This is a genomic window from Sphingomonas zeicaulis (assembly GCF_050433225.1).
GTDB classification, from domain to species: domain Bacteria; phylum Pseudomonadota; class Alphaproteobacteria; order Sphingomonadales; family Sphingomonadaceae; genus Sphingomonas_D; species Sphingomonas_D zeicaulis.
Map to the genome: position 1 here is coordinate 480472 of NZ_JBNPXQ010000002.1, position 23776 is coordinate 504247.

Annotated in this window: 23 protein-coding genes and 1 tRNA gene; 11 read left to right on the forward strand and 13 right to left on the reverse strand. The window is 67.4% G+C overall.

The window, feature by feature from the left end; translation table 11 throughout:
- Positions 1-58: 58 nt before the first annotated feature.
- Positions 59-4720: an NAD-glutamate dehydrogenase gene (locus FHS96_RS11365; RefSeq protein ID WP_429590955.1), complete on the forward strand. Its 4662-nt coding sequence runs from the start codon at positions 59-61 to the stop codon at positions 4718-4720.
- 111 nt (positions 4721-4831) lie between these two features.
- Here the strand turns inward: FHS96_RS11365 and FHS96_RS11370 are convergent, their stop codons facing one another.
- From FHS96_RS11370 to FHS96_RS11380, 3 genes are all read right to left on the reverse strand, one after another.
- Complete coding sequence (locus FHS96_RS11370) at positions 4832-5899, reverse strand: 5-(carboxyamino)imidazole ribonucleotide synthase (RefSeq protein ID WP_429590958.1); 1068 nt, start codon at positions 5897-5899, stop codon at positions 4832-4834.
- Positions 5896-6381 carry a 5-(carboxyamino)imidazole ribonucleotide mutase gene (gene purE / locus FHS96_RS11375; RefSeq protein WP_429590960.1) on the reverse strand — a complete coding sequence of 162 codons (486 nt, stop codon included), beginning with the start codon at positions 6379-6381 and terminating at the stop codon, positions 5896-5898. The genes FHS96_RS11370 and purE overlap by 4 nt, the downstream gene beginning before the upstream one ends.
- A 92-nt stretch (positions 6382-6473) precedes the next feature.
- The gene (locus tag FHS96_RS11380) at positions 6474-7688 is read right to left on the reverse strand and encodes a polyhydroxyalkanoate depolymerase (RefSeq protein ID WP_429590963.1); all 1215 of its coding nucleotides are present in this window, start codon (positions 7686-7688) and stop codon (positions 6474-6476) included.
- A gap of 122 nt (positions 7689-7810) precedes the next feature.
- Here FHS96_RS11380 and FHS96_RS11385 point away from each other — a divergent pair, with 122 nt between their 5' ends.
- Both FHS96_RS11385 and FHS96_RS11390 read left to right on the forward strand, forming a co-directional pair.
- The gene (locus FHS96_RS11385) at positions 7811-8467 is read left to right on the forward strand and encodes a glutathione S-transferase (protein WP_429590967.1); all 657 of its coding nucleotides are present in this window, start codon (positions 7811-7813) and stop codon (positions 8465-8467) included.
- A gap of 26 nt (positions 8468-8493) precedes the next feature.
- A complete protein-coding gene (locus FHS96_RS11390) occupies positions 8494-9228 on the forward strand; it encodes a lysophospholipid acyltransferase family protein (RefSeq protein ID WP_429590970.1) in 735 nt (244 codons plus the stop codon).
- On the opposite strand, the gene FHS96_RS11395 is transcribed toward FHS96_RS11390, so the two are convergent.
- Together FHS96_RS11395 and FHS96_RS11400 are read right to left on the reverse strand one after the other, a co-directional pair.
- The gene (locus tag FHS96_RS11395; RefSeq protein WP_429590973.1) at positions 9192-9977 is read right to left on the reverse strand and encodes a GNAT family N-acetyltransferase; all 786 of its coding nucleotides are present in this window, start codon (positions 9975-9977) and stop codon (positions 9192-9194) included. The two genes, FHS96_RS11390 and FHS96_RS11395, sit on opposite strands and share 37 nt — an antisense overlap.
- A 94-nt stretch (positions 9978-10071) precedes the next feature.
- Positions 10072-11250: a serine hydrolase domain-containing protein gene (locus tag FHS96_RS11400; RefSeq protein ID WP_429590976.1), complete on the reverse strand. Its 1179-nt coding sequence runs from the start codon at positions 11248-11250 to the stop codon at positions 10072-10074.
- A 103-nt stretch (positions 11251-11353) separates the two neighbouring features.
- On the opposite strand from FHS96_RS11400, the gene FHS96_RS11405 reads away from it, so the two are divergent.
- From FHS96_RS11405 to FHS96_RS11420, 4 genes are all read left to right on the forward strand, one after another.
- Positions 11354-11427, forward strand: a tRNA-Gly gene (locus FHS96_RS11405).
- A gap of 141 nt (positions 11428-11568) precedes the next feature.
- The gene (locus FHS96_RS11410; RefSeq protein WP_429590979.1) at positions 11569-12147 is read left to right on the forward strand and encodes an EF-hand domain-containing protein; all 579 of its coding nucleotides are present in this window, start codon (positions 11569-11571) and stop codon (positions 12145-12147) included.
- A gap of 203 nt (positions 12148-12350) precedes the next feature.
- Positions 12351-13070 carry a response regulator gene (locus FHS96_RS11415; protein WP_429590981.1) on the forward strand — a complete coding sequence of 240 codons (720 nt, stop codon included), beginning with the start codon at positions 12351-12353 and terminating at the stop codon, positions 13068-13070.
- Positions 13067-14470, forward strand: a complete 1404-nt coding sequence (locus FHS96_RS11420) for a sensor histidine kinase (RefSeq protein ID WP_429590984.1) — start codon at positions 13067-13069, stop codon at positions 14468-14470. The genes FHS96_RS11415 and FHS96_RS11420 overlap by 4 nt, the downstream gene beginning before the upstream one ends.
- A gap of 91 nt (positions 14471-14561) precedes the next feature.
- Here FHS96_RS11420 and FHS96_RS11425 read toward each other — a convergent pair whose 3' ends face one another.
- A complete protein-coding gene (locus FHS96_RS11425; protein WP_429590986.1) occupies positions 14562-15074 on the reverse strand; it encodes a hypothetical protein in 513 nt (170 codons plus the stop codon).
- Positions 15075-15306: 232 nt separating this feature from the next.
- Between FHS96_RS11425 and FHS96_RS11430 the strand changes: the two genes are divergently transcribed.
- On the forward strand, positions 15307-15633 hold the full coding sequence (locus FHS96_RS11430; RefSeq protein ID WP_429590989.1) for a hypothetical protein: 327 nt from the start codon (positions 15307-15309) through the stop codon (positions 15631-15633).
- 33 nt (positions 15634-15666) lie between these two features.
- On the opposite strand, the gene FHS96_RS11435 is transcribed toward FHS96_RS11430, so the two are convergent.
- The 6 genes from FHS96_RS11435 to rpmG form a co-directional block, all read right to left on the reverse strand.
- Complete coding sequence (locus FHS96_RS11435) at positions 15667-16818, reverse strand: GNAT family N-acetyltransferase (protein ID WP_429590992.1); 1152 nt, start codon at positions 16816-16818, stop codon at positions 15667-15669.
- A gap of 10 nt (positions 16819-16828) precedes the next feature.
- Positions 16829-17599, reverse strand: coding sequence for a glycerophosphodiester phosphodiesterase family protein (locus tag FHS96_RS11440; RefSeq protein ID WP_429590995.1), 771 nt, complete (start codon positions 17597-17599; stop codon positions 16829-16831).
- The gene (locus tag FHS96_RS11445) at positions 17571-18041 is read right to left on the reverse strand and encodes a RidA family protein (RefSeq protein ID WP_429590997.1); all 471 of its coding nucleotides are present in this window, start codon (positions 18039-18041) and stop codon (positions 17571-17573) included. The genes FHS96_RS11440 and FHS96_RS11445 overlap by 29 nt, the downstream gene beginning before the upstream one ends.
- Entirely contained in the window at positions 18038-18715 is a 678-nt protein-coding gene (locus FHS96_RS11450) for an HAD family hydrolase (protein WP_429591000.1), read from the reverse strand. Before FHS96_RS11450 ends, FHS96_RS11445 begins: the two co-directional genes overlap by 4 nt.
- Entirely contained in the window at positions 18712-18987 is a 276-nt protein-coding gene (locus tag FHS96_RS11455; RefSeq protein ID WP_429591003.1) for a DUF3572 domain-containing protein, read from the reverse strand. Before FHS96_RS11455 ends, FHS96_RS11450 begins: the two co-directional genes overlap by 4 nt.
- Before the next feature lie 237 nt (positions 18988-19224).
- Entirely contained in the window at positions 19225-19392 is a 168-nt protein-coding gene (rpmG, locus tag FHS96_RS11460) for a 50S ribosomal protein L33 (protein WP_025294449.1), read from the reverse strand.
- Between the two features lie 270 nt (positions 19393-19662).
- Here rpmG and FHS96_RS11465 point away from each other — a divergent pair, with 270 nt between their 5' ends.
- A complete protein-coding gene (locus FHS96_RS11465) occupies positions 19663-20160 on the forward strand; it encodes a Dps family protein (protein ID WP_429591006.1) in 498 nt (165 codons plus the stop codon).
- A gap of 149 nt (positions 20161-20309) precedes the next feature.
- On the opposite strand, the gene FHS96_RS11470 is transcribed toward FHS96_RS11465, so the two are convergent.
- Entirely contained in the window at positions 20310-21134 is an 825-nt protein-coding gene (locus FHS96_RS11470; RefSeq protein WP_429591009.1) for a metallophosphoesterase, read from the reverse strand.
- An 88-nt stretch (positions 21135-21222) separates the two neighbouring features.
- On the opposite strand from FHS96_RS11470, the gene FHS96_RS11475 reads away from it, so the two are divergent.
- Complete coding sequence (locus FHS96_RS11475) at positions 21223-21972, forward strand: sulfite exporter TauE/SafE family protein (RefSeq protein ID WP_429591779.1); 750 nt, start codon at positions 21223-21225, stop codon at positions 21970-21972.
- Positions 21973-22012: 40 nt separating this feature from the next.
- The gene (locus FHS96_RS11480; RefSeq protein ID WP_429591012.1) at positions 22013-23605 is read left to right on the forward strand and encodes a cisplatin damage response ATP-dependent DNA ligase; all 1593 of its coding nucleotides are present in this window, start codon (positions 22013-22015) and stop codon (positions 23603-23605) included.
- Positions 23606-23776 lie beyond the last annotated feature (171 nt).

A 23776-nucleotide genomic window follows, 5' to 3' on the forward strand; every position in this document is an offset into this window, starting at 1 on the left:
CAGACAAAGCGCCGCTCCACGAAGAGGGCGACGCGACCATTATGCAGGTGAGACATTGATGGCGACCCTCCGCGACCCTCAGCAGTTGAGCGAAAAGCAGGTGGCGAAGCTGCTTGCGAAGGAATTGACGGCGACCGCGCTGCCCAGCGAGCTTGAGGGGTTCACCGGCGCCCGCCGCGAAGCCGCCGCCGATTTTGTCGCCCCGCTGCTCATGGAACGTGCGCCTGATCATCCTGCGATCAAGCTGGAATCGGTGACGGAAGATGGCCAGCGCGTGATGCGCATGGCGATCGTCAACCGCGACAAGCCCTTCCTCGTCGATTCGGTGGCGGGCGCGATCGCCGCGCACGGGCTCGACATACACCGCGTGCTGCATCCGGTGCTGGCTGTGTCGCGCGATGGCGGCGGCCATCTGGTGGCGCTGGGCAAGGCGGCAGAGGGCGCTGGCGGCGCCGATGAGTCGATCATCTATCTGGAGATCGCCCGAGCCGATGCCCGGGCCCGCCGCGCGCTGACGAGCGAGATCGAGATCGTGCTGGTGGACGTCCGCGCCGCCGTCACCGACTGGCCGGTGATGCAGGCGGCAATGCGCGCCGATGCCGAGGCTTTTGAGGAAGAGGATGCCGAGGGCGCGGCCTTCATCACCTGGCTGCTCGAACGTCATTTCACCTTGCTCGGCCACGAAGTCCGCTCGCGCGGAGGCAAGGCGAGCGACCAGCTCGGCCTGTCGCGCAAGGCGACGCCGCCGATGCTTGCAGACATGTCGCTGGCGGCCGCTTTCGCCTGGTTCGACGCCGGCAATGCCGGGCCGCTGATCCTGAAATCCAACCGGATCGCGACCGTTCACCGCCGCACCCCGCTCGACCTGATCATCGTGCCCAAGCGCGATGCGGGGAAGACGGTGGCGCTCTCGATCCACGCAGGGCTCTGGACCAGCGCCGCGCTGGCCGCGCGCGCCAGCGCGATCCCGCTGCTGCGCATGCGGCTGGCGGATTTGCAGCACAAGCTGGGCTTCGATGCCGGCGGCCACAACGCGAAGGCGCTCGAACATACGCTTACCTCCCTGCCGCACGACCTCGTGGTCGCGTTTACCCCGGCGGCGCTGGAACATGTCGCGCTTACCGCGATGTCGCTGGTCGATCGGCCGCGGCCCAAGCTGGTGCAGGTGCCAAGCCCGCTCGGTCGCCATCTCTATGTCTTCGCCTGGCTGCCGCGTGACGATCTCTCGACCGCGCGGCGCGTCGCGATCGGCGAGATGCTGCGCGAGGCGGCGAATGGAGAGGTGCTCAACTGGTCGCTGGCGCTCGAAGAGGGCGGCATGTGCCTGATCCGCTATACGATCGACCTGCGCGAGGGCACCTTGCCCGATGAGGCGGCGCTGGATGCACGGCTCGAACTCATGGTCCGCGGCTGGGGTCCGGCGCTGGAAGCAGCGCTGACCGAGAGCATCGAGGCCGGTCGCGCCGCGCGTCTCACCTTGCGCTACGGCACCGCCTTCCCTGTGCCCTATCGCCAGTTCTACGGGCCCGAGGAAGCCGCGCTTGATGTGGTGCGGCTGAACGGGCTGGAGAATGAACAGGCACGCGGCGCGCGGCTTTATGCCCGTGCAGAGGATGGCGCGACGCGGCTGCGCCTGAAGATCTATGGCACGGGCGGATCGATCCCGCTGTCGGATGCGGTGCCGGCGCTGGAAAATTTCGCGTTCCGTGTGATCGAGGAGCGCGCCACCCCGCTCGAGGGCGGCGCGCTCGGCCATATCCATGATTTCCTGCTCGAAGCGCCGGGCGGCAATGCCGCGGCGCTGATCGCCCGCGCGAAGGTGGTCGAACCTGCCATCGCAAACGTCATTGCAGGCGTGACCGAGAATGATCCGTTCAACGCGCTGGTCACCGCCGCCGGGCTGGATCCGCGCGGCGCCAACCTGCTGCGCGCCTGGTTCCGCTATCTGCGCCAGACCGGGCAATCCTATGGCATGGTCACCGTGGTCGAGGCGTTGCGCCGCGCGCCCGTGATCGCCGCGGCGATCGTTGGCCTGTTCGATGCGCTGCACGATCCGGCGCGCACTGCGAAATCGGAAAGTGACGCGGAAGCCGCGCGGCGGACGATCGAGCGCGGGCTCGACGATGTCTCGGCGATCGACGACGACCGCATCCTCCGGCTGCTGACCGCGCTGGTCGAGGCGACGTTGCGGACCAACGCCTTCTCACCGGCATCCCGCGAGGCGCTGGCGTTCAAGATCGACAGCGCCAAGGTGCCGGGGCTGCCGGCACCGCTGCCTTGGCGCGAGATCTTCGTCTATTCGGCGCGGGTGGAGGGCATCCACCTGCGCGCCGGCCCGGTTGCCCGCGGCGGCCTGCGCTGGTCAGATCGGCGCGACGATTATCGCACCGAAATCCTGGGTCTGATGAAGGCGCAGCGCGTGAAGAATGCGGTGATCGTGCCGACCGGTGCGAAGGGCGGCTTCTTCCCCAAGGCGCTGCCCGATCCCGCCAACCGCGAGGCGTGGCTTGCGGAAGGCACGGAGAGCTACCGCATCTTCATCCGCGCGCTGCTGTCAGTGACCGACAATATCGTGAAGGGCGCCGTCAAGCATCCCGACAAGGTCGTGATCCGCGACGGCGACGATCCGTATTTCGTCGTCGCCGCCGACAAGGGCACCGCTAGCTTCTCCGACGTGGCCAATGCGATCGCGCTGGAACGCGGCTTCTGGCTGGGCGACGCCTTCGCCAGCGGCGGCAGCCAGGGCTATGACCACAAGGCGATGGGCATCACCGCGCGCGGCGCCTGGATCTCGGTGCAGCGCCATTTTCGCGAGATGGGCACCGACGTGCAGACCCAGCCGGTCACGGTGGCGGGCTGCGGCGACATGTCGGGGGACGTGTTCGGCAACGGCATGCTGCTGTCGAAGACGATCCGGCTGGTCGCGGCGTTCGACCATCGCCACATCTTCCTCGATCCCAATCCCAACAATCCGGAAGCGAGCTGGGCGGAACGCGAGCGGATGTTCGCCCTGCCGCGGTCGAGCTGGGCGGATTATGATGCCAAGCTGATCTCGAAGGGCGGCGGCGTATTCCCGCGCACCGCCAAGACGATCAAGCTCAGCAAGGAAGTGAAGGCGCTGCTCGGCATCGACGCCAAGGAGATCGATCCGGGGTCGCTGATCACCGCGATCCTCAAGGCCAAGGTCGACCTGCTGTGGTTCGGCGGCATCGGCACTTATGTGAAGGCGGCGTCGCAGAACAATGCCGAGGTCGGCGATCCCGCCAACGACCGGCTGCGAGTCAACGCCGAGGATGTGCGTGCGAAGGCGATCGGGGAGGGTGCCAATCTGGGCGTCACCCAGGCGGGCCGCATCGCCTTTGCCGAGCATGGCGGGCGTATCAACACCGACTTCATCGACAATTCGGCCGGCGTCGACTGTTCGGACAATGAGGTGAACATCAAGATCGCGCTCAACCGCGAGATGATCGAGGGCCGGCTGACCCAGGCGAAGCGCGATGCGCTGCTGGTGCGGATGACCGACGATGTCGCCGAACTGGTGCTCGAAGACAATCGCATGCAGACCTTGGGCCTGTCGATCGCCGAGGCGGCGGGCGCTGCGGCCTTGCCGTCGCACGTGCGGCTGATCGAGACGTTCGAAGCGACCGGTCGGCTCGACCGGGCGGTGGAAGGGCTCGCGCCGAACGACGAGCTGCTCCGCCGCGCACAGGACGGTCACGGCCTCACCCGGCCCGAACTTGCGGTGCTGCTGTCCACCGCCAAGCTGGCGCTGCAGGATGCGATCGAGGCGAGCGCCCTGCCCGACGATCCGCTGCTGCTCGACGATCTCGCCGCGGCCTTCCCGCCCGAGATGCGCAAGAAATGGCGTGCCGCGATCGAGAGCCACCAGCTCCGTCGCCAGATCCTCGCGACGAAGATCGCCAACCGCATCGTCAACCGGCTGGGGCTGATCCACCCGTTCGAACTGGCGGAAGAGGAAGGTGCCTCGCTGGGCGACATCGCCACGATGTTCGTCACGGCGGAGCGGCTGTTCGACATGCGTGGGCTGTGGGATGCGATCGACGATGCCGAGATCGACGAGCCGGGCCGGCTGACCTTGTTCGACTTCGCCTCGCTCGCGCTCCGCTCGCACATTGCGGATCTGCTGCGCACCGCCTCGGCCGGTCAGCAGCCGGGCGAGCTGATCGCGCTGCTCGATCCGGGCGTGTCGCGGCTCGACGCAGCGGTGGACAAGCTGCTCCTTGCGGAGGGCAAGCAGCAGGCCCGCGCGCTCGGCCAGCGGCTGATGCGCACCGGTGCGCCCAAGCGGCTGGTGGAGCGCGTGATCCGGCTTTTCGAGCTGGACGGTGCGGTCGGCCTGGCGGCGCTCGCCGCGCGCAAGGGCGTGAAGGAGGATGTGCTGACCGGCGCCTTCACCCGGGTCGGCGAGGCGTTGGGGCTGGACTGGGCACAAGCCAACGCCATCCGCCTGACCCCGGTCGACCCGTGGGAACGCCTGCTGACCTCAAGCCTCGCGCGCGATTTTCAGCAGATGCGGCTGGATTTCCTCGCCCGCGGCGAGGGCGATCCGCAGGAGCAGGTCGAAAGCTGGCTGGCGACGCAGGCCCCGCGCGTGGCGCAGTTCCGCGGCGTGGTCGATCGCGCGCGGCAGTCTGCGGCGCCCAATGCGTCGATGCTGGCGCAGATCGCCGGGCAGGCGAGGGTGCTGCTGGGGCGGTGAACTTTCTTCTCCCCTGCCGCTTGCGGGAGGGGCCGGGGAAGGGCCTGTCCTGAAATTGGGGAGCGGCGTGGACATGCCCTCCCCTAACCCCTCCCGCAAGCGGGAGGGGGACTACCCCAGCCTCGTCACATGCCCCATCTTGCGCCCCGGCCGCGCCTCGTGCTTGCCGTACAGGTGCAGATGCGCGGTCGGGTCTTTCAGGATGTCCGGCCAGCCTGCGGCGTCCTCGCCGATCAGGTTCACCATCTCCACTTGTTCGGCGATGCGCGCGGTGGAACCAAGCGGCAGGCCGCAGACTGCGCGGATATGGTTCTCGAACTGCGAAGTGGTCGCGCCCTCGATCGTCCAGTGGCCACTGTTGTGGACGCGCGGCGCCATCTCGTTGAACACCGGGCCGTTCGCGCCGGCGAAGAATTCAAGCGTCAGCACGCCGACATGGTCGAGCGCCTCGGCGACCGCCAGCGCCAGCGCGCGGGCCTCTTCCTGCTGCGCTGCGATGGCGCCGCCGGCGGGCACGGTCGAGCGGTCGAGAATGCCGTCCTTGTGGCGGTTGTCGGCGCAATCCCACACCACCGCGGCGCCATCGGCCCCGCGCGCGAGGATCACCGAGAATTCCTGGTCAAAATGGACGAAGCCTTCCAGCACCGCGTCCTGCCGGCCGATCTCGGTCCACGCCGCGTCGGCCTCGTCGACATTCCAGATGCGGGCCTGGCCCTTGCCGTCATAGCCGAACCGCGCGGTCTTGAGGATCGCGGGGGCGCCGAGCGCGTCGATCGCCGCCTTGAGATCCTTGGCGGAACGCACCGGGCGCCATGGGGCTGGGTGGCCACCCAGCGCCTCGATGAAGCTCTTCTCCGCGATGCGATCCTGCGCGATGCTGAGCGCTGTCAGCGAGGGTGCGATAGGCACGCGCGCGGCGATCGTCTCCAGCGGGTCCGCGTCGACATTCTCGAATTCATAGGTGACGACGTCGACCGCCTCGGCAAAGCGCGCCAGCGCCTCGACATCGTCATAGGCACCCTGCGTCCACAGCGGCGCGACGTCGGCCGCCGGGCCGCTCGTCTCGGGCGCGTAGATGTGGCAGCGATAGCCGAGCTGCGCGGCGGCGATCGCCAGCATACGGCCGAGCTGGCCGCCGCCGAGGATGCCGATCGTCGAGCCGGGCGGGATCGTCTTCATGCCGGTTCTTCGCCGACCTCGGCGGTCTGGCGGGCGCGCCATTCGGCAAGTCGGGCCGACAGCGCCTCGTCGGTGGTGGCGAGGATCGCGGCGGCGAGCAGCCCGGCATTGACCGCGCCGGCGCGGCCGATCGCGAGAGTGCCGACGGGAATGCCGGCGGGCATCTGGACGATCGACAACAGGCTGTCCATGCCGCTCAGCGCCTTGGATTCCACCGGCACGCCGAGTACCGGCAGCGCGGTCATCGCCGCAGTCATCCCCGGCAGGTGCGCGGCACCGCCGGCGCCAGCGATCACCACCTTAAGGCCGCGGCCCGCGGCGCTGTGCGCATAATCATAGAGCCGGTCGGGGGTGCGATGCGCGGAAACCACGCGGCATTCGTGCGGCACGCCGAGCGCCTCGAGCGTCTCGGCGGCATGGCGCATGGTCTCCCAGTCGCTGCGACTGCCCATGATGATGCCGACCAGCGGTGCCGCGGTCATGATAGTCTCCTCCCCCCGGAAACGGGAAAGGGTGGCCTCTAGCGGAACCGCAGGGACGGGCAAACCGTCTTTTTCGGCTAATCCGCCTGCTTTCAGGCGGTCGCGAGCACCAGATTCTTTACCTGCGGATAAACTTCCTTCTCCCACCGGCGGCCGGAGAACAGGCCGTAGTGGCCGACGCCGGGCTGCAGATGGTGGCGCCGCAGATGCGGGCGCAGCGAGGTGCACAGGTCGTGCGCCGCCGCGGTCTGCCCCACCGCGCAAATATCGTCGCGCTCGCCTTCCACCGTCAACAGCGCGGTGCGGGTAATCGCGCCGCAATCCACCTTGCGACCGCGCCAGTACATGGCGCCGGCAGCGAGCTCGGCCTTCTGAAACACGCGCTCCACCGTCTCCAGATAGAATTCGGCCGTCAGGTCCAGAACCGCATAATATTCGTCGTAGAATTCGCGGATCTTTTTCGCCTCGGCATCCCGCCCGTCGGCGAGAAGCTGGTAATAGGCGCGATGCTGGCCGAAATGGCGGCTCATGTTCATCGACATGAAGGCGGTGAGCTGGAGGAAACCGGGATAGACGCGGCGGCCCCATCCGGCATGGCCGAACGGCACGTGCGAGATCAGGTTGGCCTCGAACCAGTGGATCGAATGCTGCGTGGCCAGTGCGTTGACCACGGTCGGCGAGATGCGGGTATCGACCGGTCCGCCCATCAACGTCAGCGACTTCGGCTGCGCAGGGCTGCGATCCTGCGCGAGCAGGGCGGCCGCCACCAGTGCCGGCACACAAGGCTGGCATACCGCGAACATGTGCGCGCGCGGGCCGATTTCCTCCATGAATCGCATGCAATAGGCGACATAATCGTCGAAGCCGAACGCGCCGGCGCTCAGCGGCACGTCGCGCGCGTTCTTCCAGTCGGTGACATAGACGTCATGGTCGCGTGAGAGCACCGCGACGGTCTGCGCAAGCAATGTTGCGAAATGGCCGGAGAGCGGCGCGACCACCAGCATCTTAGGCTGCGGCGGCGCATCATCCTTGGCGAAGTGAAGCAAGGTGCCGAAGGGCAGCGACAGCGCGACTTCCTCGCGCACGTCGACCAGTCGGTTGCCGACCATCACCGCATCGATGCCGAACGGGGGGCGGTGGTGAGTAACCCGCGTGTTCGCGGTGAGATCGGCCAGCGCGAAGACTCGCCGGCCCCAGTCCCCACCGGCGGCCTCGCCCATCGCATCGCGCAGTTTCAACATTGCACGGGCGCCGATTCGAACGGGCTCGAGAAGATCGTTGGTCGCCTGGTAGGCGTGGTACATCATCGGCTTAGCGTTCCCACCCGCAGAACGTCCCCCCGGACCTTCTTTGACCCTTGGGAATATGCATGTATCGATGCGACACGCCATGACTTTCATTGCGCGGTGCAACCGATCGGGGGTGTTTGATGGCCGGCGCGGTGTTGACGATCTCCAGCAAGAATTATTCGAGCTGGTCGCTGCGCGGCTGGCTGCTGTGCAAGCTCGCCGGGCTCGAGGTGGACGAGCAGGTGGTGAAGTTCGACGATCCCGAGAATCGCGCCGAACTGCTGCTCCTCTCGCCCTCGGTACTCGTGCCGCGGCTGACGCATGAAGGAGCGAGCGTGTGGGATACGTTGGCTATCGCCGAGTATCTCAACGATTGTTATCCCGATGCCGGCATGTATCCGGAGGATCGCGTCATTCGCGCGCACTGCCGCTCGATCTCGGGAGAAATCCATTCGGGCTTCCATCATCTGCGCTCAGCGCTGCCGATGAACCTGCGCGCGCAGCACGACCGGTTCCATATCTTCACCGGCGCCCGGCCGGATATCGAACGAATCGAAACGATCTGGGCGGAATGTCTTGATCGTTATGGCGGCCCCTATCTGTTCGGTGCCGCGCCGACGGTCGCGGATGCGATGTTCGCGCCGGTGACCCGCCGTTTCCTCAGCTATGCGGTCGAGATGAAGCCTTCGACCGCCGCCTATTGCGCGACCATCGACGATTGGGCGCCGATGCGCGAATGGGTGGATGCGGCGCGCGCCGAAGCCGAGGAAATGGAAGAGCTCGACATCGAATTCTGAGCCGCGGCGCCGGGATGAGAGGATGGTTGGGACCATTGGGCGGCGTTGCCGCAGTCGTGGCACGCGTGCCGCTGTGGCTGGCGGCCGCGCCGGCGTCGCCGCGCGCACGGCGTCATGAGCGCGCGGGGCTCGGCGCGCTCGCGCGTGGCTGCGGCATTCGCACCGTCGTTTCCGGCCAGCCTGTGCATGGCGGGACCTTGTTCGTCTCCAACCATATCAGCTGGGCAGACATCCCGGTCTATGGCGGAGCACTCGGCGTCGCCTTCGTCGCCAAGGCGGAAGTCGGCACCTGGCCGGTGATCGGGCGGATGGCGGCGCGGGTCGGCACGATCTTCGTCGCGCGCGAACGGCGCGGCGAGACCGGTGCGCAGGCGGAGGCGATCCGCGAGCGGCTGCGCGCGGGTGGCGATGTCATGCTGTTCGCCGAGGGGACGACGTCGGACGGACTGAGCGTGCTGCCCTTCCGGTCGAGCCTGTTCGCCGCGGCGGACGCCGCAGCGCGGGTCCAGCCGGTGGCGATCGCCTGGCAGGCTGAGGATGGCACGCCGCTCTCACCCGAACGGCTGCGCGAGGTAGCATGGATCGGTGACGATCCGTTGCTGTCCTCGGTCAACGCCGTCGCGCGTAAGCGGACGCGCGCGTTGCTGACGCTGCTGGAGCCGCTGGCCCCCACTGCCGACCGAAAGGCGCTGGCGCAGGCCGCGCATGGCGCGGTGGCGGCGGCCTATGCCGCGGCGACCGCGCCGAACCGGCCGAGATAGCGCGCCGCGATCGCCTCGACGGGCACGGACATGAATACGTCGACGGTGTTGAAACGATGGTCGATCACCGCGCCGTCGCCCACCGTCGCGCCGACGCGGAGATAGCCCTTGATGAGCGGCGGCAGCAGCCGCATCGCCTGCCGCTGGTCATAGCCGCCTACCGGCAGCAGCCCCATCTCGGCGTGCAGCGCGGGCAGCGCTGTCACCCGGATCTGCGCGGGCGAGAGATGGTTGTGGAACAGGTAGGAAAGCGGGGCGGCATGGGCTTGCGGATCGGTGCCGGGAAAGCTCGCGCAGCCGAACATCCGGCCGATATTATGCTCCGCGAGGTAGCGCGCGATGCCGCGCCAGAGCAATTGGATGGTGCCCGCGTCGCGATAGGCGGGCGCAACGCAGGACCGGCCGAGTTCCAGCAGCTCGCGGCCATCGCGCTGGGCATCGCGGCGGATCGCGTCCAGCGCATACTCGCCGGCGCCATAGAAGCCGCCGTGGCGCTCCGCGACCGACTGGCGTAGCAGGCGATAGGTGCCGACCACGATCGGCCGATCACCCGCGCCATGATCCTCGACCAGCAGATGATCGCAGATCGCATCATAGGGATCGACGTCCAACCCGTGCGGAAGGCCCGCGGGCGGCGTGGCGCCCATATCGTCGTAGAAGATGTCCCAGCGCAGCCGCTGGGCGGCCGTGACGTCCGCGGCGCAATCGGCCAGCCGGATATCGAGCTGACGGGCCGGCGCGTCGTTCATCGTCAATCCCCCGCAAGTGGAGACGCGTAATGTGCCGGTTCGGCGAAAGCGCAATGACGGTCGCGTTGCAGGAAAAAGACAGCAGCGATCAGGTCTATTCGGAAAGATGATCCAGCAATGACTTGAACAGCCCGTCATAGAGCGAATCGGTGAAGCGGTTGCTGACGATCGGGTGCGATCCGAACGCGATCACCGCCAGCGACTCGTCCGGCGCGATCCACAGCCGCTGGCCGTAGACGCCGTTGGCGGCGAGCGCCGGCGTCGCGGCATGATCGATCCACCAGAAGCTGCGATAGGATCCGTTCGCCGGACGCGGCGGCATCGCGGCGGCCCACAACGCCCGGTCGCCACCGGCCAGCAAGCGCTCGACCAGCGCGCGCTGGCTCGGCGCCATCAGCCAGAGCGCGAGCCGGGCAAGATCCTGCGCGGTGGCGTTGAAGCCGGTGCCGGCAATCTCCATGCCGGCAGTATCGACCAGCATATAGGCCTCGTCCCCGCAACCGGCGGGCAGCCATATCTGCTCGGCAACCAGCATCGCCAGCGCCTTGCCGGTCGCGCGGCGCAGCATCCAGCCGACGACGTCGCCCACCGGCGTGCGATAGCGAAAGCTCTGCCCCGGCGGTGCATCGCTGCCGACCAGTCCCGGCAACGCGGCAAGCACACCGCCATGGCCGGCCGCCGGCGTCCAATAGGCGGCGGAGTAGCGATGCACGTCGGCGTCGGGATTGGCATAATCCTCGTCGAACGCGGCGCCATCGGTCATGTCGAGCAACTGCCGCAGCGTGGCGCCGGCGAATCCGCTCGGCCGCAATTCGGGCACGACATCGCCTGCGCGGAGATCGGGATCAAGCGCGCCGGCCGCGATCAGCCGCTCGGCGACGAGACCGATCAGCGACTTGGTGATCGAGAAGGCCATGTGCGGCGTCGCCGGCGTCATCCCGTTGGCATAATGCTCGACCAGGACGGCCCCGCGATGGAGGATGATCAGCGCATCGGCATAGGCGCGCTCCAGAAAGCCGTCGAAATCGAGCTGCCCGCCCTCGCCATCCTCGATACTGAGCGTCGCGGTATCGATCGGCCGCTCCATCAACGGTGCCGGCTGCTCCGCCCGCGGCAGCGCCCGCGAGGGCACCAGTTCGCGCGCATGCTGGAACGCCCAGCGTGTGAAGGGCCACCGACGCCAATTGTCGCGGGTCACGCGCCGGTCCATCGGCACGTCCGGCCCGGGGCCGATTGCGGCTTCGCGCCAGTCGAGGGGTGGAGGAAGGCTCATCCGCGGTCGATAGCTTGGGGGTGCCCTCCTGTGCCAGTCCACCTTGAACTGAAGCCGGCAGTTGACGATCATACCTGGCCGATGGCATTGGCGGAGCAGGCGCGCGGGTATAGCTCAATGGTAGAGCACTAGCCTTCCAAGCTTGTGATGCGGGTTCGATCCCCGCTACCCGCTCCACTTCCCATTATCATCGCCGTCCATGTCGCGACAAATCGCGACAATTCTCATGGGCAGACGACAAATTCCCGAGACAGCTCTCGTCCAGAAGGCACGTGTGGCGGCGCGTAGAGCCGCTCCCTGTTACGGAGACGAGTTCCCATGAAGAAGATGATCCTGTTCGGCGCGCTGGGCGCCACCTTGCTGGGCAGCGGCCTTGCGGTCGCGCAGCCTGCCGAGCGGCCGGGCCGCGACGCGGACTGGACGCGTACCGAGATGATCGCGCGCGCCGACAAGCAGTTCGCGAAGCTCGACACCAATGGTGACGGCAAGATCACCGCGGAAGAACGCCAGGCGCGGAAGGATGCGCGGCTCGAGGCGCGGTTCCAGCGGCTCGATGTCGACAAGAACGGCTCGGTGACGCTCGCCGAGATGAAGGCGGCGCACGCCCAGCGCGCGGAAAAGCGTGCCGAAAAGCGCGCCGAGCGTGGCGATCGCGATGGTCAGGACCGCGGCGGCCGGCACGGCATGCGTCGTGGACATCATGGCCGCGGCGGCCCGGGCGGCATGATGATGCACGCCGACGCCAACAAGGATGGCGTGATCACCAAGGCCGAGTTCCAGGCGCCGATGATCGCGATGTTCGACAAGCTCGACACCGACAAGAATGGCGTCGTCACCAAGGCCGAGCGCGAAGCTGCTCGTGCGACTTGGAAATCTCGGGAACCGAAGCGCAGCTGATGCGTTTGGGTGGTTCAGGCGTCGGACGAGTATGCCCGACCAGTGCCGTGGCGGACGGGGTGCGTATCAGCCCCGTCCGTCTTACCGGCAGCACGATGTCCGCCCTGATCCTCGTCGTTTCCCGGCCCTTTCGCGCGAGTTCTGCCGGTGCCTGCACCGTTGCGGGGCTTGCCTCATTTCTCCTTTCCCATCACCGGTGACGCATGGAACAGACGCCCCATCTGCTGCTCGTCGACGACGAGCGCTCGATCCGCGAGCCGCTGGCGAGCTATCTCACCAAACAGGGTTTTCGGGTGACCCATGTCGGCGACGCGGCGCAGGCACGTCAGCGGCTGGCCGGTTATGCAATCGACCTCGTAATTCTCGACATCATGATGCCGGGCGAGGACGGACTCAGTCTGTGCCGGCACATCCGTGAGACCAGCGAGACGCCGGTGATCCTGCTGACCGCGAAGACGGAGGAGACCGACCGCATCGTCGGCCTCGAAATGGGCGCGGACGATTATGTTCTGAAGCCCTTTTCTCCCCGCGAACTGGTGGCGCGGATCAAGGTGATCCTGCGCCGCGCCGCCGCGGGTGGCAGTCGCCAGCACGCGCCCGATGCGGATGCCTACGCCTTCGGCGACTGGGTGTTGAAGGCGGGCGAGCGCGCGCTGGTCGATCGCGACGGGGTGTCGGTGCCGCTGTCCACCGGCGAGTTCAACCTGCTGCTGGCGCTGGTCACCCGCCCGCGCCAAGTGTTGAGCCGCGACCAGTTGCTCGATCTGACGCAGGGGCGCGAGGCGCAGGCGTTCGACCGCGCGATCGACAATCATATCAGCCGGCTGCGCCGCAAGATCGAGCCGGACGCAAAGAACCCCACCTTCATCAAGACGGTGTGGGGCGGCGGCTACACGCTTTCCGCCGAGGTGACGCGGCTGTGAGCGCGGGCCGCTTGCGGCGGTTCGGCCCGTCGAGCCTCGTCGGCCAGATCCTGCTGACGGTGGCGATGGCGCTGCTGCTCGCCCAAGCCGTCAATTTCGCGTTGCTGCTGCGCGAGCGCGATCGCCAGATCTTCCAGCAGGCGAGCGAACCGGCGATCGAGCGATTGATCGGCGCCGTGCAGGGCCCGAGTGAACGTCGCTCGGCGCGGATCCGCCGATGGAGTTCGATCGACACGACCAGTCAGGTCTCGCCCGCAATGCGGGCGCGCCCGGATATTGCCGATCGCGCGCGCGATGCCTTTGCGGACCGCGGCGTTGCCGTGCTGCAGGTTCAAGCCGCAGTCGGTGAGGTCGAGCCCGGCAGCTTCATCGCGCGGCGGCTAAAGGAACGCCGCGACAACGAACGGCGGGAGCGTGCGGAGCGGGGGGATCGGCGCCCGGTCGGCCGCAACGATCGCGATGGCGATCCGCGCGCGCTCATCATCTCGGCGGAGGTTACGCCCGGCCGCTGGGTGACCAGCTATGGCCTGATTCCCGATCGCCAGACGCGCCTGATCATCGAACTGCTGTTTCAGACGGTGATCCTCTACGCGGTCGTCATGGCTGCGGTGTGGCTGGTCGTGCGGCGCATCGCCCGGCCGCTCAAGGAACTGACGGTGGCGGCGGAGAGCTTCGATCCGGCGGGCGCAGCCACTGCGCTCGAGCCGCGCGGGCCGGCGGACATCCGGCATCTGATGGAGGCGTTCGAGGCGATGCAGGTGCGGATCCGCGCGATGCTCGCCGAGAAGGATCATATGCTGGGTGCGATCGGCCATGACCTGCGCACCCCGCTTGCCTCGCTGCGCGTCCGCGCGGAAAGCGTCGACGACGAGGATGAGCGCAATCGCATGGCGCAGACCATCGACGAGATGAACCGCACGCTCGACGACATCCTGTCCTTGGCAAGGCTAGGCCGACCCAGCGAGCCGCCGACCAAGGTCGATCTTTCCGCGCTGGTCGATGCCGCAGTCGAGGATTTCCGGGATCTCGGCCACGACGTCGCCTTCGAACCCGGCGCGCGGGTGACCGCGGCGGTGCGGACCAACCTGATCAAGCGCGCGGTGCGCAACCTCATCGAGAATGCGCTGAAATATGGCGAGCAGGTGGAAGTGGCGCTCGATCGTGCCGAAGACGGCGTCGTGATCGAGATTGCCGATCGCGGACCCGGTATCCCCGAGGGCGCGATCGAGCGAATGTTCGAGCCGTTCACCCGCCTTGAAGGCTCGCGAAGCCGCGAAACCGGCGGTGCGGGGCTTGGCCTCACCCTCGCCCGCGCGATCGCGACGGGGCATGGTGGCAGTCTGACCCTGGCCAACCGTCCCGAAGGCGGGCTTGTGGCGCGATTGTGGGTGCCGGCGTAGTCATGTGATTGCTGTCGGCGCAGCGATGAGATGCACGCCGAATTGCCCTCGCCCGCACTTCGCGGGAGAGGGCTTTGGGGCGGATTGCAATTCAGAGCTTGCCGAAACGCGCCTCGAAGCCGGCGATGTCGCCACTGGCGAGGAAGCCTGCCTGCTCGACCCATTTGTCACGGGTCGGTCTGCCGCTGAAGGCGCCGAGATGCGTGTCGATCGCGGCGATGTCGGTCGGGGTCCATCTTGCGATCTGGTCATAGCGGGTGATGCCGAGCGCATTGAGCATCGCGACCAGCTTTGGCCCCACGCCCTTGATGCGCGACAGATCGTCGGGCGGCCCGGCCGGCGCCGCCATTTCGGGCAACGGCGCGGGTTCGGGCGCCGGCGCGGGCGGTGGCACCGGAGCGGGCGCGCGATAGGCGCGCGCGGCCGGGATCACCACGGTGCGTTCGTCGAGATCGGGATCGGCGCCGGGATCGGTCAGCCGTGCTGCCGGCGGCGTGACGCGACCCGATTTGCCCGATTTGCCATAGCGGCGCAGCACGAAGAACAGGACCACGATCAACGCCAGCACCGCGATCGCGATCAGCAGCCACAAATTTTCCTGCATTCCCTAAATCCCTGTTGAGCGGCGCTTTCGGGCATCGTCTACACGAAATGCAGCGGATCGAAAGCGACCCCGGTCACAGTTGGCCGGGTTCGAGAGATCCGGCCCGGTTCGTCGCGTGCTGCACTCTCCTCATCGTATCATTGTGGGCGGCCACACCACGCCGGGCGTGGCGGGCGTTTACAATCCGGTCTGCGGCCCCGTCTGAGGTCCGTGTGTTCAAGAGGGGGTATCTATGCGCATCATCGCGATAACGCCACTGGTCGGTCTGGTCCTGCTTTCCGCATGTGGCGAAGGCAGCGCGTTCGACGAGGGTTTCAAGAAGAGCTTCCGCGAGAAATATGTCGAGAACTGCACCAAGTCGGCCACCTCGGCGGCACCGGCCGGGCAGACCGCGATCGACTTCGCCAAGCTGTGCGGCTGCACTGCGGAGAAGGTGATGGAGGGCCGCAGCGCCACCGAACTCGCCAACCTGTCCGACGCGGATCAGCAGAAGGCGGCGAGCGTCTGCATCGCGCAGCTCTATCCGGGCATGCCGGGCGGCAACGCGGCGGCGAACTGATCCCGCGCGTTCGGCGCAGTCTGCCGGGCGCCTTCAGCCGTCGCCCTTGCGGAACGGGGTGAAGGCGCCGAGTTCCTGGATCTCGCGGTCCATTTCGGCGCGTTCGGCCTTGAGGAAGCGCGCCACCGCATCGCGGAAGCTGTCGTTGGGGATGTAGTGGGCGGACCAGGTCGGCACCGGCGCATAGCCGCGCGCAAGCTTGTGTTCGCCCTGCGCGCCGGCTTCGACACGGGCAAGGCCGCGCGCGATCGCGGCGTCGATCGCCTGATAATAGCAGAGCTCGAAATGGAGGAAGGGCACTTCCTCCACCGCGCCCCAATAGCGGCCGTAGAGCGTATCCTCGCCGATCAGGTTGAGCGCGCCGGCGATCGGCTGACCGTCGCGGAGGGCGAGGATCAGCAACACGCGATCGGCCATGCGCTGGCCGAGCAGCGAGAAGAAGCGGCGGGTGAGATAGGGGCGGCCCCATTTGCGCGCGCCCGTGTCCTGGTAGAAATGCCAGAACGCGTCCCAATGCGCTTCGGTGATCGCATCGCCGCTGAGATGAACGATCTCCAGCCCCTCGATCGCGGCGGCGCGTTCCTTGCGGATCGCCTTGCGCTTGCGCGAGGCGAGCGTGGCCAGGAAGCCGCCGAAATCGTCGAACCCCTGGTTCTGCCAGTGGAACTGCACGCCTTCGCGGATCAGCCAGCCGGCGCCTTCGAACAGCGGGATCTGATCCGGCGTGATGAAGGTGGCGTGCGCGGAGGAAAGATCATTGGCATCGACCACGGATTCGATCGCGGCGATCAGCGCGGGCGCCGCCGCCGGATCGGCGAGCAGCAGTCGCGGCCCAGGCACCGGTGTGAAGGGCACCGCGATCTGTAGCTTGGGATAATAGCGACCGCCCGCGCGCGTCCACGCGTCCGCCCAGCCATGGTCGAACACATATTCGCCTTGGCTGTGGCTCTTCGCGTAGGAGGGGACGACGCCGGCGATGGCGCCGCCGGGCCCCTCGACCGCGATCGGCAGCGCCTGCCATCCGGTGCCGGCACCGACGCTGCCCGATTCCTCGAGGATGGTCAGGAAGGCGTGGCTGAGAAACGGATTGTCGGTGCCCGCGCAAGCATCCCATTGATCGGCGTCGAACGCGCCGACGCCCTGGCCGATGCGCACGCGGATTTCGTCGGGATCGCCTTCGCTCATCGCAACTCCATCAACCGGCCACCGGCCGTTCGTAGATGATGGCATCGGTGTGCGCGACCGCGATCTGGCGCGCGGCCTCGCTGCGCACCGTCCAGGTCAGCAGCGGCAGCCCACGTGCGCGCTGCGCGGCGGCGAAGCGGGAGGGCAGATCACGCACGTCATAGGCGAGGAAGTCGGGTTTTGCGCGCCACAGCGCGGCATGGCGGCGCAGCCGGCCGCGCCAGCCATGGTCCCTCTCCTCGGTCATCACCAGGCCGCGGACAACGCCCGGCGCGTTGACCGCGAACCAGTGGCCGACCTCCGGGTTGAACGACATCACCGCGGTCGGCCCCTCATAGCCGAGCAGCGCATCCAGCACCGACCGGCACAGCCTCCCGACCTGGGTGTTGCGGGCCTTCACCTCGATCAGCAATGTCACGCGGCCGCCGATCAGGTCGAGCAACTCGGTGAGGCGCGGCAGCGTTTCGTCGGTGCCGGCGAGGCGGATCGCGGCGAGCGCTGCGGGGGTGCGGTCGGCCAGCGCGCCACGTTCGCCGGTCAACCGGTCGAGCAGCGCGTCATGGAACACGAATGCCTCGCCATCGGCGGCGGCCTGCACGTCGCATTCGATGCCGTGGCCCGCGGCGATCGCAGCCCGCGCCGCGGCACGACTGTTCTCGATCAGCCCTTGGCCATGAAGGCCGCGATGCGCATAGGATGTCGTCTTGAGGAAGCCGGCCCGTGCCGGATCGGGCGCAGGCGCCAGCCAGCGATCAAGCCGGGCGGACAGCGACAATCGCATCGACCTCGACGGGCGCGCCGAGCGGAAGCGCCGGCACGCCGACTGCGCTGCGGGCATGGCGCCCGATATCGCCGAACGCGGCGACCATCAGTTCGGAGGCGCCGTTGGCGACCTTGGGCTGGTCGGTGAATTCAGGATCGCAGGCGACGAAGGCGCCGAGCTTGACGATGCGCTCGACACGCGAAAGGTCGCCGTCCAGCGCCGCCTTGATCTGCGCGATCAGCATCACGCCGCAGCGCTCGGCAGCCTGCCGGCCCTGCTCGACATCATGGTCGATGCCCAGCTTGCCCGTGATCAGGCTGCCGTCTGCGCGGAACGGCAACTGGCCCGAGATATGGAGCAGGCCGTTCGCCTCCACAGCCGGTACATAGGATGCGACCGGCGCGGCAGGGGCGGGCAAGGTGATGCCGAGATCGGCGAGGCGTTGTTCGATCGCGTTCATGATGCCGGCTTCAGCATTGCCTCTGCCTCATGGTCAAGCCCTGCCGGCGCGGCATCGGCCCGGCCTTCGGCGAAGCGGGCGAGGATCCAAGGCGCGGCGGTCGCCCAATCGTCGATGCGGGCGTGGGCGCTGGCGGCGGTCGGCACGCGCGGTGCGAGCATCTGTTCGCCCACCATCTGCAGCCGCCACGCCATCGGCGCATGTTCGGCGGCCGAATCGAGGTGAAGTCCGATATCGTCGACGAACACGCAGGCGCTGGGCTGATATTCGGCGATGATCCTTGCGAGCGGCAGCCCCTTGGGGCCGCGATTGCCGACCACCGGCGCATCGACGCCGGCGCTGCGCAACTGGATGGCGCGCCCTTCCTGAAGATGGATGCCGATGTTGGTCAGCACCACGATGTCCGCCACGGCGCGAATCGCATCGAGCGCCGCGATCGTTCCAGGGAACGGATATTGGCGGTGCATCTCCGTGGTGAAGAATTCCTCGAGCAGCGCCCACACGCGCTCACCCTCGATCAGCGCGCCGCCGTCCTTCTCGCGCATCGCCTCGCCGAATCGGCCGAGGCTGAGATCCAGCGAGATGTGGTGCGCCTCGTCCAGCCACTGGCCGAAGGGCACGACCATGTGGAGCAAGACTTCGTCGCAATCGGTGACCAGCAGCGGCCGGCTCACGCCTCGAGCCTCTGCCGCGCTTCCACCAGCACCTCCGGCTTCACTTCCAGCGCCGCGGCGCAGGCGATCAGATCGGGCTCATGCGATTCGAGGAAGCCAAGCACGGCGGCCTGCACCGGCGGCTCGGCGGCACGGGCGCGCAGATCGAGCGGATCGATCCCGGTCAGCGCGATCAACCGGTCGGCGCGGGCGGGCTCGACCAGCGTCCAGGCCAGCGCGTGCAGCGCGAGCACCGTTGCATCGTCGGCCCGGCTGGGATCCTTATCGTTCATGGCGAATGCTGCTCCCCAGGTCGTCCGCTGGCCTTCGGGTGGCAAAAAGGGACTGGCTTGTCGAGGACAAGGCGTCCGACGCGATACTTTTTAACGATCTGTCGAGTCGGAATTTGGCCAGCGTGAGTGCAAACGCCGAAAGCCGCGCGGCAGGGCCGCACGGCATCGGTCACGTGATCAGTCGGAAACGCAGCCGCACGCGACCGCGCGAGCAGCGGAGCGGCGCTCCGCCACCGCTTACTTGATCTTGGCTTCCTTGAACTCGACGTGCTTGCGCACGACGGGATCATATTTGCGGAAGTTCAGCTTCTCGGTCTGGGTCCGCGGATTCTTCTTCGTGACGTAGAAGAAGCCGGTGTCCGCCGTGCTGACGAGCTTGATCTTGACAGTGGTCGGCTTGGCCATGACCCAAAAACCTCTATGCGATTCCGTTGAAACGAGAAGAGCGGCGATGGCCGCCGCTCCGTTCAAGCGCGGGCCAATGGTGCAAAGCCGCCCGAAAGTCAAGCCCGGCGCCTTATGATTCGCTGCGCACCAGCCTGTTGCGCATACCGGATCGTTCATCAACCCGGTCGATTGCAAAGATCGAAACTTTAACCGCATTTTCGATGGACACCATTGCGTGACGGATTGTTATTGAGCCCGAAACGAATCCGCCAGACTGGAGCAACGGCAATGGCCAAGACCCCGAAAGAGAAATTGAAGACCCCGACCGACATCGCGAGCAATGCTGCGATGACCGTGGCGGACGCGCTCAACGGCATCCTGGCAGACAGCTACGCGCTCTATCTCAAGACGAAGAATTTCCACTGGCACGTCTCGGGCCCTCATTTCCGTGACTATCACCTGATGCTCGACGAACAGGCGACCCAGATCCTCGGCACCACCGACGAGATCGCGGAGCGCGTTCGTAAGACCGGGAACGTCACCTTGCGTTCGATCGGCGACATCGCCCGCCGGCAGCGCATCAAGGACAATGACGCCGAGTTCGTCAGTGCGCCCGACATGCTGGCCGAACTGCGCGAGGACAATCTCGCGCTCGTCGCCTCGCTGCGCGAAGCGAAGGACATCGTCGACGAGGCCAAGGACAACGCGACCAGCGGCATCCTCGACGACTGGACCGACCAGGCCGAGCAGCGCGCCTGGTTCCTGTTCGAAGCCAGCCGGAGCTGAGAAACACTCAGCCCCTCTCCTTTAGCGAAGGGGTTGGGGTGGGGCGCGGCGATAGGGGGTTCGATGGCCCCGTTGATGCTCTTTTTCCGGCGTTGCCGGAAGCTCGCTGCGCGCTCCTCTATCCCAGCCCCTCCTCTGAAGAGGAGGGGCTATCCTCCCACCGTCACCACCCAGAACTCCGGCGGCACGCCGATCCTGATCGGGAGCAGGCTGGTGCCGAGTCCCGCGCCGACCAACACCGTGCGCTCGCGCTCCCGAATCAGCCCGCAGGCAAAGCGATCGCCGTAGCGCGACATTGTCGCCGGGCGGCCGATCAGCGGCAGCCTGACCTGTCCGCAATGAGTGTGGCCGGCGAACAGCGGTACCGGCGCCGGAACCGCGGGCGCAACATCCGGGCTGTGGCTGAGCGCGATCACCGGGCCGCCCAGCGCAAGCGCTGATCGCATCGTCCCAGCAACATCGGCATGGTGCGAATAGTCATCGTCGATGCCAGCGATCGTGACCGGTCCGCGCCGGAGCGCATCGTTGGCGAGCACCGGGATCCCGGCGCGCGACAGCGCGCTGCGGAAAGCATCGGCATCGCGCCAATGATCATGATTGCCAAGCACGGCCAACACGCCCAGCGGCGCGCTCAATCCGGCGAGCGGCGCCACCGCCTCGGCAGGGGTGTAGAGCCGGGTCGCACCGCGCTTGTCGCTCACCAGATCGCCCGCGATCAGCACCAGATCGGGCCGCTCTCCATTCACCTGCGTCACAATGCGCGCCAGCCGTTCCGGCGGCATGTCCGGTCCCGCGACATGGATGTCGCTGAGCAACGCGATTTTCAACGGCGGCGCGCCGCCCGGCCAGCCGGCAAGCGCGATCGCACCGCGGCGGACCACCGGCGCGCGCACTGCCTCCGCATAGCCCCAGCCGATCACGCCCAGCGCGAGCAGGATCGGCAGCCCGATCAGGGTGAGGAGAATCCGTCGCATCGCCGATGGGCCTAGCAGGCGGGCGGGGCAGGGGGCGTCCACATGTTTTGCGCTTTTCGTGCAGGCCGCCGCCGTGCATGCGGCGGCGATGCTTACCGATCCCTTCTTCTATCTGGTCGCCATTCCCGCCGTGATCCTGCTTGGCCTCGGCAAGGGCGGCTGGGTTGGTGTCGGGTCGGTGGCGCTCCCGCTGCTCGCGCTGGCGGTGCCGCCGGTGCAGGGCGCGGCGATATTGCTGCCGCTGATGCTGGTGCAGGATGCGGTTGGCGTCTGGGCGTTTCGCAAGAGCTGGGACGGCTATATCCTCGCGGTGATGCTACCGGGGGCGGCGATCGGCACCTTGCTCGGCTATCTGCTCGCCCGGCACGTCTCGATCGACGCGGTGCTGCTTGCGCTCGGCCTCATCTCGATCCTGTTCGCCGCGCACCGGATGTGGGTGGAGCGGCACGGCGCGATCGCGGCATCGGCCGATTCGCCGGGCTGGGTGGGCAGCCTGTTCGGTGTCGCATCCGGCTTCGTCAGCCAGATCGCGCTTGCCGGCGGGCCGCCCTTCCAGATGTGGGTGCTGCCGCGCGGCCTGCCGCCGGCGACACTCACCGGCACCACCGCGATCTTCTTCGCACTGATCAACTGGATGAAAGTGCCCGCCTTCACCGCGCTCGACCAGTTCACCCATGAGAATCTGATGCTGTCCGCGGTGCTGCTGCCGGTCGCGATCCTCTCGACGCTGGCGGGCGTCGCGCTGGTCCGCCGGATCGATCCGCGGCGCTTCTACCGGCTGATCTACCTGTTGATGGGGCTGGTCGGCGTGCGATTGGTGTGGATGGCGCTCACCTGATGCGGGAACCGGACGCGCCTGATACGGTTCGAACAGAGCCATGCATGCGTTCGCGACCCTTCTCGATCGGCTGATCTACACACGGTCGCGCAACGCGAAGCTCAAGCTGATCGCCGATTACCTGATCGCGACGCCCGATCCCGATCGCGGGTGGGCGATGGCAGCGCTGACCGGCGCGCTCGACCTGCCGGCGGTGAAGCCGGCGATCATCCGTGCGATGGTCGATGCCCGCGTGGATCCGGTGCTGTTCCGGATGAGCCGCGATTATGTCGGCGATACCGCCGAGACGGTCTCACTGATCTGGCCCGATCCGCCCGCGCTGCCCAGCGGCGATGTCGATCTCAGCCTGTCCGCGATCGTCACCCGCCTCGCCACCTTGTCGCGCTCGGATGCGCCTGCGGTGCTCGCCGACCTGCTCGACCGGCTGACGCCTGAGGAGCGCTTCGCCTTGCTCAAGATGGCGTCGGGCGCGCTGCGCATCGGCGTCTCCGCGCGGCTCGCCAAGACCGCGCTCGCGCAGGCGTTCGACCTCGATGTCGATGCGGTGGAAGAGGTCTGGCACGGCCTCCAGCCGCCCTATGCGCCCCTGTTCGACTGGGCGGAGGGGCGTGGCGACCAGCCACGCTCTACCGAACTGCCGGTGTTCCGGCCCTTCATGCTTGCGCATCCGCTTGAGGACGGCACGGTGGACCTCGCCGAGTTTGCAGCGGAGTGGAAGTGGGACGGCATCCGCATCCAGCTCGTCGGCGTGGGCGGTGAGACAAGGCTCTACAGCCGCGGCGGCGACGACATCACCGGCGCCTTCCCCGATATCGCGGCCGCCTTCACCGCCGCAGGGGTGCTCGATGGCGAGTTGCTGGTGAAGGGCGAGGCGCAGGGCGGCGAGGCGGCGAGCTTCAATGCGCTGCAGCAGCGGTTGGGGCGCAAACAGGTCTCGACAAAGATGCTGGCGGACTATCCCGCTTTCGTCCGCCTCTACGACATCTTGTTCGACGGCGCCGAGGATCTGCGCGAGCTGGGTTGGACCGAGCGGCGCAGGCGGCTGGAGGCGTTCATGCCCCGCCTCGATCCGGCGCGCTTCGATCTCTCGCAACTGATTGAGGCGGAGGACTTCGACGCACTCGGCGAAATCCGCGCCGGGGCGCGCGATGCGGCGATCGAGGGCGTGATGCTCAAGCGGCGCGACAGCCCCTATGTCGGCGGCCGCCGGGTGGGGCTGTGGTATAAATGGAAGCGCGATCCGCTGACCGCCGATTGCGTGATGATGTATGCCCAGCGCGGCTCCGGCAAACGCTCCAGCTTCTATTCGGACTATACCTTCGGCTGCTGGACCGCGCCGCCGGAGGAGGGCGGCGAACTGCTGCCGGTGGGTAAGGCCTATTCGGGCTTTACGGACGCCGAGCTGAAGGATCTCGACCGCTTCGTGCGCAACAACACGGTCAACCGCTTCGGCCCGGTGCGCGAGGTGGAAAAGCAGCTGGTGCTGGAGGTGGCGTTCGATTCGATCCACGAGTCGAAGCGGCACAAGTCGGGCATCGCAATGCGGTTTCCAAGGATCTCGCGGATCAGGACGGACAAGCCCGCGGAGGAAGCGGATCTGATCGCAACGCTGAAGGGCATGATTGCGAAATGAACCCTTTCCCCTTCGTGGGAGAGGGTTGCGCAGACTTGGGTCCGCCCCTTTGCGGGCCCTAGTCGGAGCTGGGAGAGGGAGCGGCGCTCTCGCGCCGCGCGCTCGCTTCGCGAGCGCAATCCCTCATCCCACTTCGCCTAATTCGCTTCGCTCATAGGGCTGCGTATCCTT

What these genes read in the sequence shown, in the direction of transcription:
- FHS96_RS11475 (WP_429591779.1), top strand. Translation starts at nt 21,223, where the DNA reads ATGCTTACCGATCCCTTCTTCTATCTGGTCGCCATTCCCGCCGTGATC.
- FHS96_RS11400 (WP_429590976.1), bottom strand. Translation starts at nt 11,250, where the DNA reads ATGAGCCTTCCTCCACCCCTCGACTGGCGCGAAGCCGCAATCGGCCCC.
- FHS96_RS11365 (WP_429590955.1), top strand. Translation starts at nt 59, where the DNA reads ATGGCGACCCTCCGCGACCCTCAGCAGTTGAGCGAAAAGCAGGTGGCG.
- FHS96_RS11385 (WP_429590967.1), top strand. Translation starts at nt 7,811, where the DNA reads ATGGCCGGCGCGGTGTTGACGATCTCCAGCAAGAATTATTCGAGCTGG.
- rpmG (WP_025294449.1), bottom strand. Translation starts at nt 19,392, where the DNA reads ATGGCCAAGCCGACCACTGTCAAGATCAAGCTCGTCAGCACGGCGGAC.
- FHS96_RS11470 (WP_429591009.1), bottom strand. Translation starts at nt 21,134, where the DNA reads ATGCGACGGATTCTCCTCACCCTGATCGGGCTGCCGATCCTGCTCGCG.
- FHS96_RS11410 (WP_429590979.1), top strand. Translation starts at nt 11,569, where the DNA reads ATGAAGAAGATGATCCTGTTCGGCGCGCTGGGCGCCACCTTGCTGGGC.
- FHS96_RS11480 (WP_429591012.1), top strand. Translation starts at nt 22,013, where the DNA reads ATGCATGCGTTCGCGACCCTTCTCGATCGGCTGATCTACACACGGTCG.
- FHS96_RS11465 (WP_429591006.1), top strand. Translation starts at nt 19,663, where the DNA reads ATGGCCAAGACCCCGAAAGAGAAATTGAAGACCCCGACCGACATCGCG.
- FHS96_RS11445 (WP_429590997.1), bottom strand. Translation starts at nt 18,041, where the DNA reads ATGAACGCGATCGAACAACGCCTCGCCGATCTCGGCATCACCTTGCCC.
- FHS96_RS11370 (WP_429590958.1), bottom strand. Translation starts at nt 5,899, where the DNA reads ATGAAGACGATCCCGCCCGGCTCGACGATCGGCATCCTCGGCGGCGGC.
- FHS96_RS11435 (WP_429590992.1), bottom strand. Translation starts at nt 16,818, where the DNA reads ATGAGCGAAGGCGATCCCGACGAAATCCGCGTGCGCATCGGCCAGGGC.
- FHS96_RS11440 (WP_429590995.1), bottom strand. Translation starts at nt 17,599, where the DNA reads ATGCGATTGTCGCTGTCCGCCCGGCTTGATCGCTGGCTGGCGCCTGCG.
- FHS96_RS11380 (WP_429590963.1), bottom strand. Translation starts at nt 7,688, where the DNA reads ATGATGTACCACGCCTACCAGGCGACCAACGATCTTCTCGAGCCCGTT.
- FHS96_RS11430 (WP_429590989.1), top strand. Translation starts at nt 15,307, where the DNA reads ATGCGCATCATCGCGATAACGCCACTGGTCGGTCTGGTCCTGCTTTCC.
- FHS96_RS11415 (WP_429590981.1), top strand. Translation starts at nt 12,351, where the DNA reads ATGGAACAGACGCCCCATCTGCTGCTCGTCGACGACGAGCGCTCGATC.
- FHS96_RS11395 (WP_429590973.1), bottom strand. Translation starts at nt 9,977, where the DNA reads ATGAACGACGCGCCGGCCCGTCAGCTCGATATCCGGCTGGCCGATTGC.
- FHS96_RS11455 (WP_429591003.1), bottom strand. Translation starts at nt 18,987, where the DNA reads ATGAACGATAAGGATCCCAGCCGGGCCGACGATGCAACGGTGCTCGCG.
- purE (WP_429590960.1), bottom strand. Translation starts at nt 6,381, where the DNA reads ATGACCGCGGCACCGCTGGTCGGCATCATCATGGGCAGTCGCAGCGAC.
- FHS96_RS11425 (WP_429590986.1), bottom strand. Translation starts at nt 15,074, where the DNA reads ATGCAGGAAAATTTGTGGCTGCTGATCGCGATCGCGGTGCTGGCGTTG.